This is a genomic window from Rhodococcus sp. NPDC127593, from assembly GCF_042671975.1.
GTDB lineage: Bacteria > Actinomycetota > Actinomycetes > Mycobacteriales > Mycobacteriaceae > Rhodococcus_F.
Genome location: NZ_JBHXWI010000086.1, coordinates 1 through 18,188 on the forward strand (window position 1 = coordinate 1; position 18,188 = coordinate 18,188).

Genomic DNA, 18,188 nt, shown 5'->3' on the forward strand with positions numbered 1-18,188 from the left:
TCCGTCCCCTGGCTCGGTGGCCGCACCGTGCGCTACGAGTTCGCGTGAGCAGACACAAAATGCGGGTCGATTCGCTGAGTGAAAATCGGCGTTAGCGACCGGTGGATCGTCACCGGCCTGTCCCAAGGCGGTCACGCCACCTACTTCGCCGCCCACCAGGCCACCACCCGCACACCCGAACTCGACTTCCGCGGCGCAATCGCCGTCGCCGCCCCCACCCACCTCGACCAGCTCTTCCCGCTGGCCGGACCGAACTTCCCTTCCGTCCCGGTCGCCGGGATCGCCCACTACGTCCTGTACACCCTCGCCGGACTCGACGACGGCCGCCCGGAACTCGACATCCGCCAACATCTGACCCCCACCGGAATCGACCTGATGGAAAAGGCCAAGGCAACCTGCAGCAACGACCTGAACGAATATCTGCGCACCCACCCGGTTACCGTCGCGGAACTCTTCACCACCCCACTCGACACCCCGGACCTACGCGGTGTGCTCGACCAGATGCAGAATGTCCCCACCAGCGGATTTGACCGACCAATCCGGGTCGTGCACAGCCTCGCCGACACCAAGGTTCCGATCCTACTGACCTGGGCACAACTCGCCGAAATGCGTTCAAGTGCTGTCGATGTCGAATATCAGCAGCTTTTTGGAACGGACCATGCCCACAGCCTTACCGATTCGATGCCCGAGTCGCTGGACTTCGCCGCCCGGGTACTGCGCTGAGCGCACCCGCCACGCGGAGGAGGACGTCTATTGCCCGGGTTCGATGCTGACGCAATGAGAATGGAGTGAAATGACATGGAGCCTGGGCGCAACGTGATGCACGGGCAATGGGACTATTGACGCCAGGACCCTCAATGGCGGAGTGGTAGTCGGCGAGTACCCGTCTTGCCGGCGTTATTCTCGACACCTATGGCGGCACAGGTTCGCCGCCGACTCAGGGCAGGATAACGGGACCGTGAGCGACCGAATCGCAGCCGAAGTCGAGCGTGAGCTCGCCATGCTTGCCTACGTCCGCGACCGCCTCCGGGCATTGGAGGGCACAAACTTCCGGATCCCGACCACCGCCGTCGATCTGGTTCTCGATGAGCTCAACAGACTCGAGCAATCGCCGTGGGATCAGAGCTGATTCCGTCCGTGCACAATCGCGCTTGACGACGGGCGGCTGGTCTTTGCCGACACCGAAGACTTGACCATCGATCCGGGGTTCCACCGGCCCGCCCAAGATCCGGATCCGGCTGTGCGGACACCCGGCAGACATCGGGGAGAGTGATCGGCGGCAGAGAGCACCGGCTGCGGATGCGTCCGAGGGGTTTCGGGAGGCGGGGTGCCCGGTGTCGGGGAGGCTCGATCTATCCCGATGCCCTCGGTAATCGATGTGTCCTTAGGCGAAGTCCCGGCAGACCAGCTGTGTAGCGCCAGGCGCGGCGGCTGCGGTGGTGGTCCAAAAAGCATCTGGTGCAGGTGAATTCGTCCGCCCTTTTCGGTATGACGTGGACGGTGAGTTCTTCGCCGGACAGGTCGGCGCCGGGCAGTTCGAAGGACTCGGCGGTGTCGGTGTCCTCGACGTCGACGGCGGGGGACTGGGTGTCTTTCCGGCTGGCGGTCAGCTGTTCGAGGGAGGTGTCCGTCTCGTCGAGTTTCGGTGACTGTCGGTGCGTCGTAGTCGGTGGCCGTGCCTGCTGTTTCCTCATGCCTGGGTGTTCGGATCCGCCGGGCTGTTACTGCGCCTATGGTTGTTCGCCCCGGTTGGTGTGCGAGGTCAGTTCTGCGGGTGTCCATGCGGGCCAGGTGGCTTCGCCGACGAGGTGTCCGTCGGTGAATTGGGCGACGATGCGTGGGCCGGTGCTCGAGCTGTTGTCGTACACGGTCACGTGATCGCAACGTGGGAACGCCTGTGCGACGAGGCCCCACAATCGTTGGTATCGCTGGCGGATCTTGTCTTCGGGCACATCGTGCCCGCCGGCTCGGACCCGGTAGCGCACACGCTGGACCGCTAGCTCCTCGGGAATCATCACCACATGCAAGACGATGGTGTATTCGTGTGTGCGCGCTTGGTCGATCAGCTCCAGTTTCGACGGATGGGAGAACACCGTCTCGGCGATGAACGATTTCCCCAGGATCAGCAGGTGTGATCGGGTCTTCGCGGCGATATCTGCCGCTTCGTAGGAGTGTGCGGCCGGATTCGCCGGCCATCGTTGTGTGGCGATCTCGTCGGCATTGACGAACGGGCTGGCCGGCAGCAGGGGAGCGAGGGTGAAGGCCACGAAAGTGGACTTGCCGGCGCCGTTGCAGCCGACCACCAGGTCGAGTCGTTTCACTCGGGCAGAACTGCGTGCGTGCCGTCGGGACGGTACTCGACGATCTGACCGTCCTCGGACAGCGCGACCGTGGTGACTCCCTGGGCGGCGAGCACAGCGCCGTAGTCGGTGGTGGTCAGTTGTTCCTCGATTGCCGCGGTGATCTCGGCGTTGAACACTGTGCCTTCTTCGGTTCCGAGTTCGCCGATCGGCAACCGGCCGGCGAGGGCGTCCTCCACCCGGCGGCGGGCCGCGGTCTGCCGGCTCGAGACCGCACGCCCGACCCGGGCCCAGTGTTCGAGTTGCTGGCGCCCGGTGCGGTGCTGCCGTTCTCCCTCGGCCATGGCGCTGGCGACCAGGTCGGCTGCCAGGCGGGTGACCTTGTCCGATGTGCTTTGCATCGCTTCACTCCCGTGTGGTGTAGCTATTTGCTACAAGTGTAGCTGGTAGCTACAAGCTGTGCCGGTGATCGCCCCAGTCGGGGCTGTCGGCGATATAGAGGCAGGCGGAGCTGCCGTCGAGGGAGTCGAAGCGGCGGCCCGGCGAACTCGTCGGGTTGGGCGGTCAGGGTTGGGGCGTGCGAGGCGCGGTGGCTGCTGTGCATACCGAACCTCGAACCACCGGCCGGAGGTCTACCCCTGCCGGCGCATAAGACCGTGCTCACCGCCGGAACAATGGTGTGACGGGTTCAGTCGGGCAGCACCGCGGCGGCGAGTCGCTCGAGCTTCTGACCGGCTGCGGGGTCCGGGTCGGCGGCGACGTCGGCCGGGGTCTGTCCCTCGGGCAGGCGGGTGGAGGGGGTCAGCCACCACGACGCGACACCCCAGGGGTGTCCGACTGTCTCAATCTGCAGATCGGACGTTCCGTGTGACCTCCCGCGCCCACAACCCGGCCGCCCGTTGGACCTTCTGCGACCTGTGTCATCACCGCGGCTATGCCGATTCTGGTGCGCACCTTCTCCGTCGCCGCCAGGACCGACCTGCGCGCAACAGTGTGCGACCGATTCCGGCGAAGTTGTCGGTTTCCTCGGTCATCGCGATATGTCGCTTGGGGATAGCGGCGCGGCACGCATGTGGGGGATTTCGTCAGCCCCAGAAGTTTTCGTCAGCCCCAGAAGATGTGCGTTGGGTCCCGGTCGAGTTCGGACAGCAGGGTTTCCAGGTGCGGAGAAGACGGCAACGGCTCGTAGGTATGGAAGTTGAGATTGCGGTCCCGCCAGTACAGGGTCCAGGTTTTGGTGGCTTTGGTGTAGCGCAGCCGTGCGATGGGCAGGCTGGTCCACTCCGGCCCGACGTCCTCACACCAGGGGGCGCGTCGCTCGACGATGGTCAGGTGCCGCGCCGCGACCTCACATTCGAGACGCACCTCATGGCGGGCGTGCTCGGGAACGCGGGCACCGCACCACCGCTGCACCCGCGCGATATCGAGCTCCGGCGGACCGGTCGCCCCGGATCCCGGCCGGGGCGGTACATCGCCGGTTCTGTCGTCGGAGACCACGGGGTCCGGGGATGATTCGGGTGGGGTTTCGACGGCGTCGGTCAGTACGGTGAACGCGGCGTCGAGGCGCTGGCGGCGGCGCCGGTTCGGTTCATGGTTGCTCTCGGATGCCACGTACCCGATCAGCTCGTCGAGGTCGTCGTCGCGGATCGGCAGGATGATGTCGTCGCCGTCGGCATACGCGGCGAAGACGACGCGTTCGCAGTCGGTGTCGAGCACCATGATGCTGCGCAGTGTCGCCGCCACCTCGTCCGGGAGGCGGAGGTGGTGCACAGGGGCGGTTTCCGTGGGTCGGCGGCGGCGGAGGTCGAACGGTGAGTCCTCCCAGTCGCTGATGAGTCCTTCTTCGCCGCAGCTGCTGCATTCCCAGGCGATGGGACCTTCGGTCTCGGCGCGCAGAATGAGCATCCGGCCGGCGCAGCGGTGGTTGCCGGGACGTCGCCGACACGGCAGCGCGCTCACCCAGGCGACACCGGTGTCACCGGCGGTGGCGGCGCGAACCAGGTCATACAGCTGTTCGGCGAGACGGCGGGCGGGGCCGGGGACCTTGTCGGGCAGATCGAGAAAATGACGCAGATCGGTGACGAGCACGTTGCAGAAGGTACTCGACTATCGGCACATTTTCTCCACAACGATCATCGATCGGGGCTCATCCGGGTCGTGCGTTCGGCGTACTTGACCTCGGTCTCGCCGGCCCCGGGCGAATCGAGGTACCCGAGTTCTATTCTCGCCAGATGCGGTGGGCGGTTGACCAGGACCGGGGACGTCGCATGTGTGCGGACGGCGTCGAATACCAGATCGACCTGAAGGACGAGCACGCCAAGGAACTCCGCGAGACCTTCGAGTACTACATCGCCCTTGCGCTGGTGCGACAGTGCCACCGTCGTCTGAGATGGGGCATGTCGTCATGGCAGGTCACGGCCGGTCTTGCTGTGCCGCAGCGTCTGGCAGACGGGCGGAAGATGAAAGGACGTCGTCGCCGCCTTCCAGAACAACCATCATTGTTCTATAGTGCGTACTAAGATACAGTGGTCTGCACCATATGAATAGTGCGCGCACGTTTTCGCATGTCCCCACGCCTCCCAAGGCACTCCCAGGCCCGACAGTCTCGATGTCTAGACGGCCATCCCAGCCGCTGGTCGGCACGAACGAAATAAGGATTCCTGTGGACACTTCCCCGGAAGTCAACGTTCAATCACCCTCCGCGCCAGGTGCTTCCAATCGAGATGGAAGCTCGCTGCGGCGGGTGATCGGTTCGGCCACGGCCGGCACTTTTATCGAGTACTACGACTTCGCGATCTACGGATCGATGGCACCGATCATCGCGAAGGCGTTCTTTCCCAACGCAGATCCGGTCGTCGCACTGCTGAGCACCTTTGCGGTATTCGCCCTCGCTTTCGTGGCTCGACCGCTCGGAGGGTTTGTTTGGGGACCTGTCGGGGACCGCATCGGGCGTAAGCGCACGCTGTCGGCGATCATTCTCCTCATCTCGGTTGCGACCGTCCTTATCGGTTTGATACCGGACTACCACGCGATCGGAGTGGGAGCGCCGATTCTGCTTGTGATCTTGCGTCTAGTCCAGGGCCTCTCGGCCGGTGGGGAAATTACAGGTGCGGCCATCTTCGTCGCCGAGCACGCTCCGAATCGACGCAGAGGATTCCTCGTCAGTTTGTTGCAGGTCGCCACAACCGCGGCGTTCGTGTCGGGAATTTTCGTGGCCGCGGCGGTCGCAGCCCTGTTGCCCGACAACGCGATGCAATCATGGGGTTGGCGCATCCCGTTCCTGCTGGCCGGTCCAATGGGCGTTGTCGGCCTGTACATCCGATTGAAGGTCGACGAGACGCCCAGCTTCCAGTCTGTCAAGCGCGACGCGGCCGTCGTGCGTACGCCCCTCGTGGCAGCGTTCCGGGGGCGTACCAACTTCAAGGAAATGGGCTTTGCCGCAGCCTATTACATGCCGTCGATGGTGAGCTTCTACCTGCTGATGACCTTTATGCCCACCTTCTTGAAGAAGGAGATGGGCTTCACCGTGGCGACCTCCCTGGCGATCCTTGCGATCGCAGGGTCTATCCAGATGATCGCCGTCCCCATCTTCGGCCGGCTCTCCGATCTCATCGGGCGACGTGTGCTGCTCCGACTCACTGCCGCGGGGTTCATCGTCCTCACCTTCCCGGCCTTTGTGTTGCTCAACAGTGGACATCTGGTGGCGGCGATTGTCGGCCTGATCCTGCTCGTGCTGCCCACCGCCGCCGCCCAGGCGAACAACCTCACCCCCGGACTCGAGAGATTCCGCACGAATATCAGATTCACGGGCTCCGCAGCCACATTCGGGGTGCTCGTCGCCCTCTTCGGTGGGACGGCCCCCTATGTTTCGACATACCTTATCGAAGTAACGGGAAGCCCCTTCGCTCCCGGCATCTACCTGATCCTCACCGTGGTGCCGTCGTTGATCGTCTCCTTCTTTGTCTCGGAAACGGCCAATCGTCCGCTGCCGGACTGAGACGGCTGGCATTGGTAATTCCCGACCGACGGCTCGACCGACCCACCGCAGGGACGATGGCTTGGCACTGAGATGTCGTCAATTGTGTTCGGTCACAACGCAATGAGACCTTCGAGCCGTCCATCGGTGGGGCCCGGCGTTATTGATGCCGGACCTGCATGGTCTTCGTCTGCTTGATCCCGATTTTCAGCGCGACTTCGATCACCGTGATCCGGAGCCATCGCGCGAGGTAAGGAACGCTCCATTGAGATCTATCCCCAAAGTGCTCTCCGCTACCGGTCCGGGCGGCCAAGAACACGACCATGGACCCCGTCACCCGGCAGAAGCGCTGACGGGCTGTCGCGTCATCCGAAGGGGTTCGGGCTGGGCCACCGCGACGATGCCTGTACCGACGTTGCGGGCGGGGGAGGAGGGGACGATCGGCTGGATGGGAGCTTTGGCGGATGTCTCCGCGGCACAGGCTCTCGTCAGTCATCTACCCGACGGCTACGGTCTGCGCACTGCAAATCTCCGGCTCGACCGGCTCGACGGTCTGCCTTCGGCGGGCTCGATCGCGACCGGCCACGGTGAGTCGAGCGGCACCGTCACCCGATCCGGACTGAGCAGATCAACGTTGAAGGACCGCGATGGTCGCGCCTTCGCCATGTGTACGGGCAGATTCGTCGCCGTGCCCACCGTGGGCGTGACTACGCCCCCCACGGAAACAGACCAACACCATGCATACCGACCTGATTGGCTGCACGAGGCGATCGGCGTCCGAGACGCACGTACCGAGACCGACAAGATCACCCTCACCATCCGTCCTTCGAGCAGCGTCTGCAACCACCTCGGCATCATCCATGGTGGACTCCACATCACCCTCATCGACCACGTGATGTGCGCCGTGCTGTCCTCGACGCGGCCCGGTCACTACGAGCTACTTGACCTGTCGCTTGTCTACCATCGCCCCGCCAGCCTCCTCACCGAACCGGACCTCGTGCTGCAGGCGGTCATCGATCGCCAAGGGCGCCGCATCACCACCGTCACAGCATCCATCACATCCCGGTCCGGCCGGATTCTGACAACCGCGCACGGCACCTTCATGCCCGACGGAAACGTGTGACTCCGCCGACGACGGGACCGGCGCCCCGTTCCTGTCCCGGTTGCGGCAACCACTGACCAGTGAGGATAGACGCGAGAACTGCTCACCTACTCCGGTTGCGCGTAGCTACCCGAGCGCGGATCGCTCTCCTCGCTGCCCCGATGAAGGCGACAAAGGTGCGCGGCACCTTCCACTGACGCATCCCGAGGTACTGCCGCCGGACCGCTATCTTCAGCTCCCTGAGCGCATCGACGCACCCCCGAGCGGGCGCTTGGATCACTTTTGACACTGTACGGTGATCCAATAGTGTTGGACCGTTTGTTATGATTTAGCTACGATGCGACCCGTCAGGGGAAGGTGCACGTGAACATCAACTCGCGAATTCCCAGGTACTACGCGGTGTGGCGGATTCTATGGTCCCGCATAACCTCGGGCTACTACGCGGCAGGATCACGGCTGGGGACCGAGGCCAAACTCGCGGAGCAGTTCGAGGTCAGTCGCGTAACAATCCGCGAAGCCTTGGGAATGCTGGAGGCGGAAGGTCTGGTGGTCAGGCGGCGGTCCTTCGGGACATTCGTCGCCGACGATGTGCAGGCGCGCGGCGCCGTTCAGTTCACCGGTTACCTTGAGGACGTCATCTACCAGTCCGACGCGGCCGAGACGGTGGAATACGCGGCCGAGACCACCACGGAGGTCCCCGCGGACGTCAAATCGCTGTTCGGTGGGGGTCCCGTGGGTGTCGTCCGCCGTCTGCGGATGGCGCATGGAGAACCGCGTCTGTGGCTGATCGACTACGTCCGTGAGGATGCGTTTGCCGAGTTGCCCGAAGCCGAGCTTCGTCACGGGTCGCTGCTCAGTCTGCTGGATGCGCGAGAATCGGCCCCCATCGTTTCCGCGCATCAGTCGATTCACGCGGACGTCGCGACAACGGACATCGCCGAGAAACTCGATATCAAGACCGGCGATCCGGTTCTGTACTCCAAGCGCACCCTCTACGACAAGGACGGACCGCTAGCGTTCGTCGAAATGTACTACCCCGGTTCTCGTTTCAACTTCGAGATTCGACTCGGCCGCGCGGGTCGTAATTCCCTTTGACGGGTTCCGCCCGATTGAGAATGCCTCCGGGGGCGGCCGCGACGCTCCCGTGTGTGGATGCTCGTCGCGAGTCGATGGAACGAGCTTGCCTCCTGTGCCACCGCGGCGATGATCGCCGACGACCGGTGGCCATTCCGCGGGGGCGATGCGCAGGAGCGGCATGACGCACCTCCGCCCGGCCGCCGCCGCTCCGACCGCTCGGAAGCATGACCACATGCCGGTCACCGCGGGGTCTCGGGCGGACGTGCTTTGTGTCGAAGTGGGGATGGGTTCGATAAAGAACGTCGGGAAAACCCTCGTCAAGCCTATTGTCCTATAGTAAGTACTAAGATACTGTGGGCACATGCTTGAAGACCTGTTCTCGCCCTCATCGGTTTGTGTGATAGGCGCGTCGAGTGACCCGGAGAAGCTTTCGGGACGAGCGCTCACGCGACTGCTACAACATCCGTTCACCGGCGATATCTATGCCGTCAATCCCAAACACCCGCGGGTCGGGGGGCTCGCCGCCTACCCGAATGTGACGGCGATCGGGAAACCGGTCGATGTCGCGCTCATCCTGCTGCCGGCGCCCCTGGTGCCGGATGCGGTCAAGGAGTGCGGCGCAGCCGGCGTGAAGTTCGCTGTGATCTGCAGTTCGGGCTTCTCCGAGGACGGATCGTCCGCCCATCTCGCCCTGGAACTCGCCGAGGCCGCCAAGCAGTCGGGCGTCCGAATCGTCGGGCCGAACTGCGAAGGCATCTGGTCTGTGCCAGAAAATCTTGCGTTGACGTTTGGCAGTGCTGCGAATCGACCGCAGCTTCTTCCCGGCCCGGTGAGCGTCATCAGCCAGAGCGGCAGCATCGGCGCCGCATGCGTTCGCCAACTACAAGACCGAGAAATCGGATGCAGGTATTTCGTCAGTACCGGAAACGAGCAGGACCTTACAACCCTCGACTACCTGGAATACATGATCGACGAGGGCTCGAGCCGGGTCATCGCCCTGTTCATCGAAGCCCTCTCCGACGGCGTGCGGCTGCGCCAGCTTGGCGTCCGGGCAGCGGCGCGCAACATCCGGCTCGTTGCACTGTGTGCGGGAACGTCGAGTCTCGGCAAGCAAGCGACCGCGACGCACACGGGGCGCTTGTCGGCGCCCTCATTCGTCTACACCCAAATGCTCAAGCGAACGGGCATCGTGCAGGTTCAGTCGATCGCGGACTTGATCACGGCGACCGAGGCGGCAGCGATCGCGCCGTCCGTGCCCGCCAGGGGTCGCAACGGGGCGACGGGCGGAGTGAGTGTCATCGCCTTGTCCGGTGGAAGTCGCGCACTCCTCGCCGACGCCGCCGAAGAACTCGACGTACCAATGGCCTCGTTCGAAACCGATTCGGAAAATCTTCTGGAGCAGGTCCTTCCGCGGTTCGGCTACCACAAAAACCCCATCGACGTGACTGGCGAAGTGGTCGGACGACCGGAGATGCTGGAAGCGGTCATGGACATCGTCGGCGCCGACGTCAACACCGACAGTATTATCCTCCAATACGCAAACGGTGCGGAACATATTCTGCGTCAACACATTGCGGGCGTCGTCGATCGCACGGATCTGCACGAACGCAAGCCGTTGATTATCAGCACACTGGGGCGAGTCGACGACACAGTGCGTCGCCTCATCACATCGAACGGGCTGCTCCACGCCGAGGACCCGACCGAGGCCATCAAGATCGCAGGCTGGCTTTACGACTGGGCCGACAACACCTCGAACGTGTCGAAGGAGCGGCTACCGAAACCCGATGAACAACGAAATCCCGCGGTGGTCCCCGAAGAGTGGCAGGCCAGCATGCAGATGCTGGCCAACATGGGGATCGCGACACCGCGGTGGTGCATGTGGGACGGTGACATGGCCGACTCGGCGCTGTCGGAGCTCGCCTATCCGCTCGTTCTCAAGGCATCATCGGATGTCGCCGAACACAAGACCGAGCTCGGACTCGTTTATGTCGGGCTCGAGTCGCCACAAGACCTTCAGGAAGCCTGGACGGCGTACGCGCAGGTGGTAGGAGCAGGCGTGCCGTGCATCGTGCAGGAAATGGCGCGCGGCGATGTCGAGATGCTCCTCACCACCCGCTGGGATTCGGACTTCGGGCCGTTGCTCGTCGTCGGCGCAGGCGGCGTATTGGCCGAGTTACTGCAGGACATCGTGATTCTGCCCATCCCCGCGTCGAAGGAACAGATCCGCAGCGCCGTCTCGGAGCTTGATGTGTGGAAGTTGCTGTCCGGGTACCGCAATGCGACCGCGTGTGACGTCGAGTCGATCGTCGCCAGCGCGCACGCTCTCGCGGACTACTTCTACAGTGCCGGTCGACCGGGGGCGGAAATCGAGATCAACCCGCTCATCGTCGGCTCACACGGATCGACTGCCGTGGATGTCCTCACTGTCTCGGGAATCGGTGACCCAAGCGCAGCGGGCCTGGCGGGCGCTGCCGTAGAAGCGATGGTGCAACCATGTTGAACGAGATCCTCCGGGCCGTCGAATCGATCCGGTACGACGATCTGCCCGACGACGTGCGGAGCACCGTCACCGACGCGATCACCGACGCGATCGGCGTAGGGATCGCGGGCAGCGTTGAGCCCGCGTGTGATTCGCTAATTGCGGCGACCGCCGAGTACCCCGGAAATCACGCGTTGATCGGACGGCACGGTGTGCGCCGGGACCGGGCGTCGGCGGCATGCTTCAACGGCACGGCGATCCATGCGCTCGACTTCGATGACACGAACCACCCCGCGTATTCGCATCCCAGCTCCCATCTCGTCGCGACCATTCTGGCGCACCCGGCGGCATCCGGCCGGGATGCCCTCCGGGCGTACGCCCTCGGCCTCGAAGTGGAGGCACGACTCGGCCGTTCAATGAACATGGGTCACTACCTGCACGGTTGGCACGCCACCGGGACGTTCGGAACGATCGCGAGCACGGTCGCCGCGATTGTCCTCAGCGACTGCAGCGAGGCGGCGGCGGTATCCGCGCTCGGCATCGCGGCGTCGATGGCCAGTGGGGTACGAGCGAACTTCGGAACGATGACGAAGCCGCTCCACGCCGGCCTCGCGGCGTCGAATGGTATTCGAGCAGTCGAGTTCGCCTCCTGCGGACTGACGGCGTCGGGCAACGCCATGGACGGGAAGTTCGGCTTCTTCGATGTGTTCGGAGACGGAACCGAGGCAGCGCAGCACGAGTGCTGGGGCACCCTCGGCGAGGACTGGGAGACGATCTCCCCGTTCGGGTTGGCGCTCAAGCCGTACCCCGCCTGCGGTGCAACACACCCCGCGATCGAGGCGGCGCTGCGAATCTTCCGTCGCAACACCGGTCGTGATGACGCGACGATCGACAAGATTCGCGTCGACACGCCGGCCTACTCGCGGGAGATTCTGGTATACGACCGCCCGCGATCGGGCCTCGAGGGCAAGTTCAGCATGGAGTACTGCGTCGCGACCGCGCTGACGCGGGGCGCGGTAACGCTCGACTCCTTCACCGACACCGCCGTGCAGGATCCCTCGATCCAATCGGTCCTGCCGTCGATCACGGTGTCCGAGTCGGCCGAGGTCGCCGGTGACAGCGAATTCGCAACACGCGTCTCGGTGTCCTGGTCCGACGGCCACTCCGACACGGAGTTCGTTCCCCTGGCACCGGGGAAGCGTGCTCGCTGGTTCACCCCTGCCGAAGTGGAAGACAAGTTCATGATGTGCGCGAGTCGAGCGATCGATCAGTCGTCCGCGGACAAGATCTTTGGAGCCTGTCGCGGTATCGCGGATCTGGGTTCCATCAGTGATTTGACCGAGCAGTTCTAACAGTCTGGAGAGTTCGAGACATGACCGCAGTCATTGCGTCCAAGAATCCCGACATCACCGATGAGATGGTGGAGAAGGCCCAAGCACTCGTCGGCGTGTGGCTGAGACGAGACGTGCACGTACCGACGTACGCCGAGTCGATTTCGCCGATCGACATTCGGCGCTGGGCCGAGTACAGCATGGGGGACGACAATCCCTTGTACTCGGACCCCGAGTACGCCGCCCATTCGTTCTGGGGTGGACAGATCGCTCCGCCGACATTGTTGTACACGTTCGATTCCACGATCGTCGCCCCGGGATTCCGAGGAATCCAGTGGATCTACGGCGGCACCCGGTGGCAAAACTATGTGCCCATTCGGGTCGGCGACAAGATCACCGCCCGGGCGCGTGTCGTCGGAATGGAGGAAAAGGTCGGCAAACACGCCAACCGCTTCTTCGTGCAGATCGGCCAGACCGTGTTCGAAAATCAGCGCGGCGAACTCGTGTCCATCGCCGAGAGCGATGTACTCCGTATCCCGCGGAGCAACTCGGGCAAAAACTCTGGGCTGCGCGGATTCGAGGACCGCAACGACCCGCCGACCTACACCGACGAGCAGTTGGACGCGATCAAGACGGCGTACCTCACCGAGGAGCGGCGCGGCGCGGAACCGCGGTACTGGGAGGACGTCGAGCCGGGCGACGTACTGCGCCCCGTGGTGAAGGGGCCGCTCACACTTGTCGACATCATGGCGTTCTATTCGGGACGTCGCAATACCTACCCTCCGCTCAAGCTCGCCGTTCTCGATCGTGAGCGTCACCCGGGCAATGTCTATCACTCCCCGACGACGCGCATTCCGATGCACCCCGCCGCCGGCCATATGGACAACGAGATCGCACGCGAGATCGGCATGCCCCGTGCCTACGACCAGGGCTGGCAGCGCGCGAACTGGGGATGCCACCTGATCACGAACTGGGCGGGCGACATGTCCTTCATCGAGTCGCTCAACCACAAACTCCTGGCGCCCAACCTCGTCGGCGATACGACATGGATGAAGGGAACCGTCTCGGGCAAACGGGTCGCCGGTGATCAACATCTCGTCGATATCGAGTTCCGGGGCATCAACCAAGACGATCGCGTCAACGTCACCGGGACCGCTACCGTGCGGCTTCCGTCGAAGGACGTGCGCGACCTTTTCCTACTGTCAGACGGGAGCAAGTTGTGAGTAACGATTGGGAGGCACCCCTGACCGGTGTCAAGGTGCTGGACTTCACACACGGGGTCGCCGGACCCTACGCATCGATGCTCCTCGGCGATCTCGGTGCAGCGGTCTGGAAGATCGAGCGGCCGCGCCGCGGCGACCCCACCCGATACATGAACGTCAGCGACAAGTTCGCCTCGGGCGCCGAGGAATTCGGCGGCGACTACTTCCTGGCCATCAACCGCAACAAGCGATCGGTCGGCATCGACCTCAGCCTGCCCGAAGGAAAGGACCTGGCTCTGCGGCTCGCCGCGAACGCGGACATCGTCCTGTCGAACTTCCGTCCGGGAGTTATGGACCGCCTCGGGCTGGGCGTGGATGCCCTTCGTGAGGTGAATCCGGGACTGATCGTGGCCGAGTTGTCCGCCTACGGCGTGGGTGGGGAACTTGCCGGTCAACCCGGCATGGACGTCGCCATCCAGGCGCGGGCCGGGGTCATGTCGATCACCGGCTACGCCGATGACCCGCGCCCGGTGAAGCCCGGCGCGTCCATCGCAGATTTCGGTGGTGGCGCTCACTTCACCGTGGCGATTCTGGCTGCCCTGCACAAGCGGTCGGTGACGGGAAAGGGATCGACCGTCCAGATCTCCTTGCTCGACGCGATGGTCTCGTTGCTCATGAACTACTCCGTCGCCGTCATCGACGGAGGTGCCGAGATCGGGCCCATGGGTTCCGGACATCCGCAGCTGGCGCCGTTCGCCGCCTTCGACACCGCGGACGGACACATCGTCATCGCCACCGGCACCAACAAGCTATGGCGCTCGCTGTGCCAGCTGCTGGGGCGCGACGACCTGGTGGCAGACCCGCGGTTCGAGACCAATGTGCACCGAGTGCAGCACCGCGACGAACTCGAACAGATCCTCAACAAGGAAATGGCGACCAAGCCCACATCGGAGTGGCAGGCGATCTTCGAGAGCCAGGGGATCCCGAGTTCGCCGGTGAACCGGCTGAGCGAAGCGTTCCGCGAGCCCCAGCTCTGGTCGCAGGGACTGATCGCCGCCATCGAACACCCCGAGTACGGCGAAATCCATCAGGTCGTCGCCCCGTACCTCGTCGACGATCACAGGATGCCGATCGAATGCCCCCCGCCTTCACTCGGTGCCGACACCGCCGAGGTGTTGGCTGACGAGCTCGGATTGTCCACCGATGACCTAAGCACGCTCAGGGACGCTCAGGTCATCTAGGGATGGCGCTGCACTGCACCGACGGCGGGCATCCCGATGCGGTAACCGCACTGTACGAGGGAGTTTGAAGTGGATGTCATGGCACGTGAACGTACCGAGGGTCTCGATGGCGTGATCGCATTCGCCTCCGAGATCGCCGAGCCCGACAAGTCCGGTGGCGCACTGCGCTATCGCGGTGTCGACGTTCGGGAACTGGTCGCCGAGGGAGTGCGCTTCGACGACGTGTGGTCGTTGTTGGTCGACGGGCGTTTCGGCGACCGCATCGACCTGACCGAGGCACCGACGCTGCCGTACACCGCCGGTGATGTACGCATCGACATCCAGTCGGGTGTCGCCGCACTGGCGTCCCGGTGGGGCTTCGCGCCGCTGCTCGACATCGACGACGCCACGGCTCGTGGTCAGCTCGCGAAGGTGTCCGCATCGACGCTGTCGTTCGCCGCGCAGTCCGCTCGGGGCCCGGAGAAGTCGCCCGTGCCGGCGCCGGTTGTACAGTCCTTCGGCACCCTGTCGGAGCAGTTTCTGGCGCAGTGGAGGGGCGAGGTGAATCCCGACCACGCTGAGGCGATCGACACTTATTGGGTGACGGCGGCGGAGCACGGGATGAACGCGTCCACCTTTACCGCGCGTGTGATCGCCTCGACCGGGGCCGACGTGGCCGCGGCGGTCTCCGGAGCGGTCGGCGCTATGTCCGGCCCACTCCACGGAGGGGCCCCGGCGCGCGTGCTTCCCATGCTCGACGCGGTCGAGAAGGCAGGACGAGCAGACCGGTTCGTCAAGGATCTCCTCGACCGAGGCGAACGGCTCATGGGGTTCGGGCATCGGGTATATCGAGCCGAAGACCCCCGCGCGGCCGTTCTCCGGGCGACCGCCCAACGGCTCGGCGCCCCCCGATACGAGGTCGCCGTCGCACTCGAAGATGCAGCGCTCGCGGAATTGAGGGCTCGCCGCCCCGATCGGGTACTCCACACGAACGTCGAGTTCTGGGCCGCCGTGGTGCTGGACTATGCGGCCGTGCCGCCGCAGATGATGCCGGCGTTGTTCACGTGTGGTCGCACGGCAGGGTGGTGTGCCCACATCCTCGAGCAGAAGCGTCTAGGACGGCTCGTTCGGCCGTCTGCTGTCTACGTTGGCGCGGATCCACGCTCGGTGCGCCAGGTGGAGAACTGGGCGGCGGCCGCGAACCGCAGCGCCTCCGGGCAGCACGGGTGATCACGCGCGCGTAACCGGCGGCCCGCTCGATCTTGCGGATCGTTTCGGACCAAACGAACGGTCCGTTGGCTGTGGGTAGTCGAAATGTGGTCGTCGCAACCGGGGCCGTCGAGCCCAGCGCACCATCTTGACCTGCATAGGGATCTGGAAACAGGTAAACATAGGTACCCGCACGGGGTCGTTTAGCCGCTGTGCGCTGGTGCGTCGACGGGGATGCTCGAAGGTGTCCATCGCTGCGCTACCGACCGAGGCCTATGTCCCGAGATCACCGAAAGCCCTGCCAGCTGTTTCCGCGCGCTCCGACCATCCGGCGTCCCGACATTCTCCGTTCCGGTCCCGCACAGAGGTCTCATGTGTGGCTCGCGGACACCGAGGTGGCGACCACCGGACCACGATCCCCGGGCCGCGCTCGAGCTGCTCAGGATCGGGTAATCACGGGTCGGCAGGTCGCCGGTTGGATCGGCACTCCGCATGCGGAGTCCGGGCGGGCGAGACGCTGTATTCGCCACTGCAGCAGTACCGGATCCCGCTTGCGTTGTGAGACCGATTCGATTGGTGTACTGGCGAATTCGGAACCTAGATAACTGCTGCACCCCCGCGTGGGAAGGTCGGCGGAGCGCGGCGCATATTCAAGCAAAGTCGCCCAAAGACCTATTGCATTAACAATAGTACTTGGATAGGGTTTCAGTGGCTCACATCACAGCCAGCCTCGCGAAGAGGCCACAGCGTCAGCTCCGTCGGAACCCCGAAAAATCGGAGCGCTCGCCGCACAGAGCGGCATTCAACAGGAGGTAACTGTCGGTGACAGAGCAAAGTGAACAGACTCAGCAATGTCCCTTCGACCGGGACATGTTCAACGATTTCGACTTCGAATCTCCAGAGTTCAACGAGCAATTCGACGACGTGATCAACGCCTTCGCGCAGAGCTGCCCGGTTGCTCACAGCAACGCCGGCCACGGATACAAGGTGCTGAACACCTACCAGCTCGTCAAGAAAGCTGCGCAGGACTGGCGCACCTTCAGCTCCGCCAAGGGCTACATGGTGAATCGGCCCGAGGGCTCGTCGCTGATCCTTCCGGAAGAATGCGACCCCCCATACCACGACGCCTGGCGAAAGGTGCTCAACCCGTTCCTGTCGCCGACCACGGTCGCAGGGTTCGAAGACGCGATCACGGACATCGCCGACGAACTGATCGACGGATTCATCGAACGCGGCGAGTGCGACTTCGTCACCGACTTCTCGGCGCATCTGCCCGGCCGTGTCTTCTTCAACTGCATCATGGGCGTGCCCGAGAAGGATCTGCCTGCCTTGTTCGAAGGAATCGACAGCGGCACGTTCGGACCCGTCGAGGAACGAGCAAAGCACTTCAAGTTCGTGGGCGACTATCTCGCGGAGTATCTCGCGGCCCGGCGTTCGCAGCCTCCGCGTGACGACGTCGTCGACACCGTCAATGCGGGCGTCGACACCCCCGACGGAACCCCGGCTTCCGAAGCCGACAAGGTCGCCGTCATCTTGGACCTCGTGTTCGGTGGCCTGGCCACCACCACCCACGCCATGACAGCTGCAATGGGCTACCTCGCCGACAATCCGGACCTGCGTGCGCGACTCGTCGCCGACCAGAGCCTCATTCCGAAAGCTGTCGAGGAGTTCGTGCGCCTCTTCAGCCCCGTCATCGCACCAGCAAGGTACGTCACGAAGGATGCGACCATCGCCGACGTCGAGTTCAAAGAAGGGGAGTGGGTCGCCCTCAATTTCGCCGCTGCGTCACGAGATCCGGAACTGGTCCCAAACCCGTCCGTACTGGACATCGACCGCGAGGAGGCCGCGCACGCCGCATTCGGTTACGGCCCGCATCGGTGCATCGGATCGCACCTCGCACGCATCGAACTGCGCGTCACCCTCGAGCGCATCCTGCAGCGGATACCGAATTTCGGCATCAAGGCCGGCACCACGGCGGTCACAGAAACCAGCCAGTTGCGGTCCACCACGTCGCTCCAGCTCACATTCGAGCCGGGCGTCAAGGCCACATCGTAATCGTCACGGAAGAACCCGAATGAAACTGAGAGTAGAAAACCACCTCTGCACCGGACACGGACGCTGCTACACCCACGCACCGGACGTGTTCCAACCAGATGACGACGGATTCTGCGACCGCCGAGACGAGGACCGCGTGATCGCTCCGACGCTCGAACGCGACGCCAAGGACGGCGCGCACTCATGCCCAGAAGGCGCCATCACCATCCTCGACGACTGAAATCAGCCGGCTAGATA

Annotated in this window: 16 protein-coding genes and 2 pseudogenes; 14 read left to right on the plus strand and 4 right to left on the minus strand. The window is 64.0% G+C overall.

Features of this window, described 5'->3' with window-relative positions:
- The first annotated feature begins 78 nt into the window (after positions 1 to 78).
- Positions 79 to 723, plus strand: coding sequence for a lipase family protein (locus tag ACFVJ3_RS44205; protein ID WP_378458090.1), 645 nt, complete (start codon positions 79 to 81; stop codon positions 721 to 723).
- A 235-nt stretch (positions 724 to 958) separates the two neighbouring features.
- On the plus strand, positions 959 to 1,129 hold the full coding sequence (locus tag ACFVJ3_RS44210) for a hypothetical protein (protein WP_378458091.1): 171 nt from the start codon (positions 959 to 961) through the stop codon (positions 1,127 to 1,129).
- Between the two features lie 255 nt (positions 1,130 to 1,384).
- On the opposite strand, the pseudogene ACFVJ3_RS44215 reads toward ACFVJ3_RS44210, so the two are convergent.
- The 3 genes and pseudogenes from ACFVJ3_RS44215 to ACFVJ3_RS44225 all read right to left on the minus strand — a co-directional run bounded on the left by ACFVJ3_RS44215 (position 1,385) and on the right by ACFVJ3_RS44225 (position 2,701).
- A pseudogene (locus tag ACFVJ3_RS44215) lies at positions 1,385 to 1,710 on the minus strand (DUF4193 domain-containing protein).
- 20 nt (positions 1,711 to 1,730) lie between these two features.
- Positions 1,731 to 2,321 carry a zeta toxin family protein gene (locus ACFVJ3_RS44220; protein WP_378458092.1) on the minus strand — a complete coding sequence of 197 codons (591 nt, stop codon included), beginning with the start codon at positions 2,319 to 2,321 and terminating at the stop codon, positions 1,731 to 1,733.
- A complete protein-coding gene (locus tag ACFVJ3_RS44225; RefSeq protein WP_378458093.1) occupies positions 2,318 to 2,701 on the minus strand; it encodes a hypothetical protein in 384 nt (127 codons plus the stop codon). The genes ACFVJ3_RS44220 and ACFVJ3_RS44225 overlap by 4 nt, the downstream gene beginning before the upstream one ends.
- Before the next feature lie 278 nt (positions 2,702 to 2,979).
- On the opposite strand from ACFVJ3_RS44225, the gene ACFVJ3_RS44230 reads away from it, so the two are divergent.
- Positions 2,980 to 3,171 (plus strand): hypothetical protein, encoded by a 192-nt coding sequence (locus tag ACFVJ3_RS44230; protein ID WP_378458094.1) that lies wholly within the window; start codon positions 2,980 to 2,982, stop codon positions 3,169 to 3,171.
- Positions 3,172 to 3,404: 233 nt separating this feature from the next.
- Here the strand turns inward: ACFVJ3_RS44230 and ACFVJ3_RS44235 are convergent, their stop codons facing one another.
- Positions 3,405 to 4,388, minus strand: coding sequence for a DUF3024 domain-containing protein (locus tag ACFVJ3_RS44235; protein WP_378458095.1), 984 nt, complete (start codon positions 4,386 to 4,388; stop codon positions 3,405 to 3,407).
- 188 nt (positions 4,389 to 4,576) lie between these two features.
- On the opposite strand from ACFVJ3_RS44235, the pseudogene ACFVJ3_RS44240 reads away from it, so the two are divergent.
- The 11 genes and pseudogenes from ACFVJ3_RS44240 to ACFVJ3_RS44290 form a co-directional block, all read left to right on the plus strand.
- Positions 4,577 to 4,654, plus strand: a pseudogene (locus ACFVJ3_RS44240) (Lsr2 family protein); the annotation flags it as partial.
- A 308-nt stretch (positions 4,655 to 4,962) separates the two neighbouring features.
- On the plus strand, positions 4,963 to 6,297 hold the full coding sequence (locus ACFVJ3_RS44245; RefSeq protein WP_378458096.1) for an MFS transporter: 1,335 nt from the start codon (positions 4,963 to 4,965) through the stop codon (positions 6,295 to 6,297).
- A 427-nt stretch (positions 6,298 to 6,724) separates the two neighbouring features.
- Positions 6,725 to 7,399, plus strand: coding sequence for a PaaI family thioesterase (locus tag ACFVJ3_RS44250; protein ID WP_378458097.1), 675 nt, complete (start codon positions 6,725 to 6,727; stop codon positions 7,397 to 7,399).
- A 342-nt stretch (positions 7,400 to 7,741) separates the two neighbouring features.
- Entirely contained in the window at positions 7,742 to 8,473 is a 732-nt protein-coding gene (locus tag ACFVJ3_RS44255; protein WP_378458098.1) for a GntR family transcriptional regulator, read from the plus strand.
- A gap of 343 nt (positions 8,474 to 8,816) precedes the next feature.
- Positions 8,817 to 10,955, plus strand: coding sequence for an acetate--CoA ligase family protein (locus ACFVJ3_RS44260; RefSeq protein WP_378458099.1), 2,139 nt, complete (start codon positions 8,817 to 8,819; stop codon positions 10,953 to 10,955).
- Positions 10,949 to 12,286, plus strand: a complete 1,338-nt coding sequence (locus tag ACFVJ3_RS44265) for an MmgE/PrpD family protein (protein WP_378458100.1) — start codon at positions 10,949 to 10,951, stop codon at positions 12,284 to 12,286. Before ACFVJ3_RS44260 ends, ACFVJ3_RS44265 begins: the two co-directional genes overlap by 7 nt.
- Positions 12,287 to 12,306: 20 nt before the next feature.
- The gene (locus tag ACFVJ3_RS44270; RefSeq protein ID WP_378458101.1) at positions 12,307 to 13,488 is read left to right on the plus strand and encodes a MaoC family dehydratase; all 1,182 of its coding nucleotides are present in this window, start codon (positions 12,307 to 12,309) and stop codon (positions 13,486 to 13,488) included.
- On the plus strand, positions 13,485 to 14,708 hold the full coding sequence (locus ACFVJ3_RS44275) for a CaiB/BaiF CoA transferase family protein (RefSeq protein WP_378458102.1): 1,224 nt from the start codon (positions 13,485 to 13,487) through the stop codon (positions 14,706 to 14,708). The genes ACFVJ3_RS44270 and ACFVJ3_RS44275 overlap by 4 nt, the downstream gene beginning before the upstream one ends.
- Positions 14,709 to 14,777: 69 nt before the next feature.
- Positions 14,778 to 15,917: a citrate synthase 2 gene (locus ACFVJ3_RS44280; protein WP_378458103.1), complete on the plus strand. Its 1,140-nt coding sequence runs from the start codon at positions 14,778 to 14,780 to the stop codon at positions 15,915 to 15,917.
- 801 nt (positions 15,918 to 16,718) lie between these two features.
- Positions 16,719 to 17,951 carry a cytochrome P450 gene (locus ACFVJ3_RS44285; RefSeq protein ID WP_378458104.1) on the plus strand — a complete coding sequence of 411 codons (1,233 nt, stop codon included), beginning with the start codon at positions 16,719 to 16,721 and terminating at the stop codon, positions 17,949 to 17,951.
- A gap of 19 nt (positions 17,952 to 17,970) precedes the next feature.
- Positions 17,971 to 18,171 (plus strand): ferredoxin, encoded by a 201-nt coding sequence (locus ACFVJ3_RS44290; protein WP_378458105.1) that lies wholly within the window; start codon positions 17,971 to 17,973, stop codon positions 18,169 to 18,171.
- Positions 18,172 to 18,188: the final 17 nt, after the last annotated feature.

Bases quoted from the DNA above. Each gene is read 5' to 3' on its own strand.
- ACFVJ3_RS44225 (WP_378458093.1), bottom strand. From the start codon at position 2,701: ATGCAAAGCACATCGGACAAGGTCACCCGCCTGGCAGCCGACCTGGTC.
- ACFVJ3_RS44250 (WP_378458097.1), top strand. From the start codon at position 6,725: ATGGGAGCTTTGGCGGATGTCTCCGCGGCACAGGCTCTCGTCAGTCAT.
- ACFVJ3_RS44260 (WP_378458099.1), top strand. From the start codon at position 8,817: ATGCTTGAAGACCTGTTCTCGCCCTCATCGGTTTGTGTGATAGGCGCG.
- ACFVJ3_RS44265 (WP_378458100.1), top strand. From the start codon at position 10,949: ATGTTGAACGAGATCCTCCGGGCCGTCGAATCGATCCGGTACGACGAT.
- ACFVJ3_RS44270 (WP_378458101.1), top strand. From the start codon at position 12,307: ATGACCGCAGTCATTGCGTCCAAGAATCCCGACATCACCGATGAGATG.
- ACFVJ3_RS44290 (WP_378458105.1), top strand. From the start codon at position 17,971: ATGAAACTGAGAGTAGAAAACCACCTCTGCACCGGACACGGACGCTGC.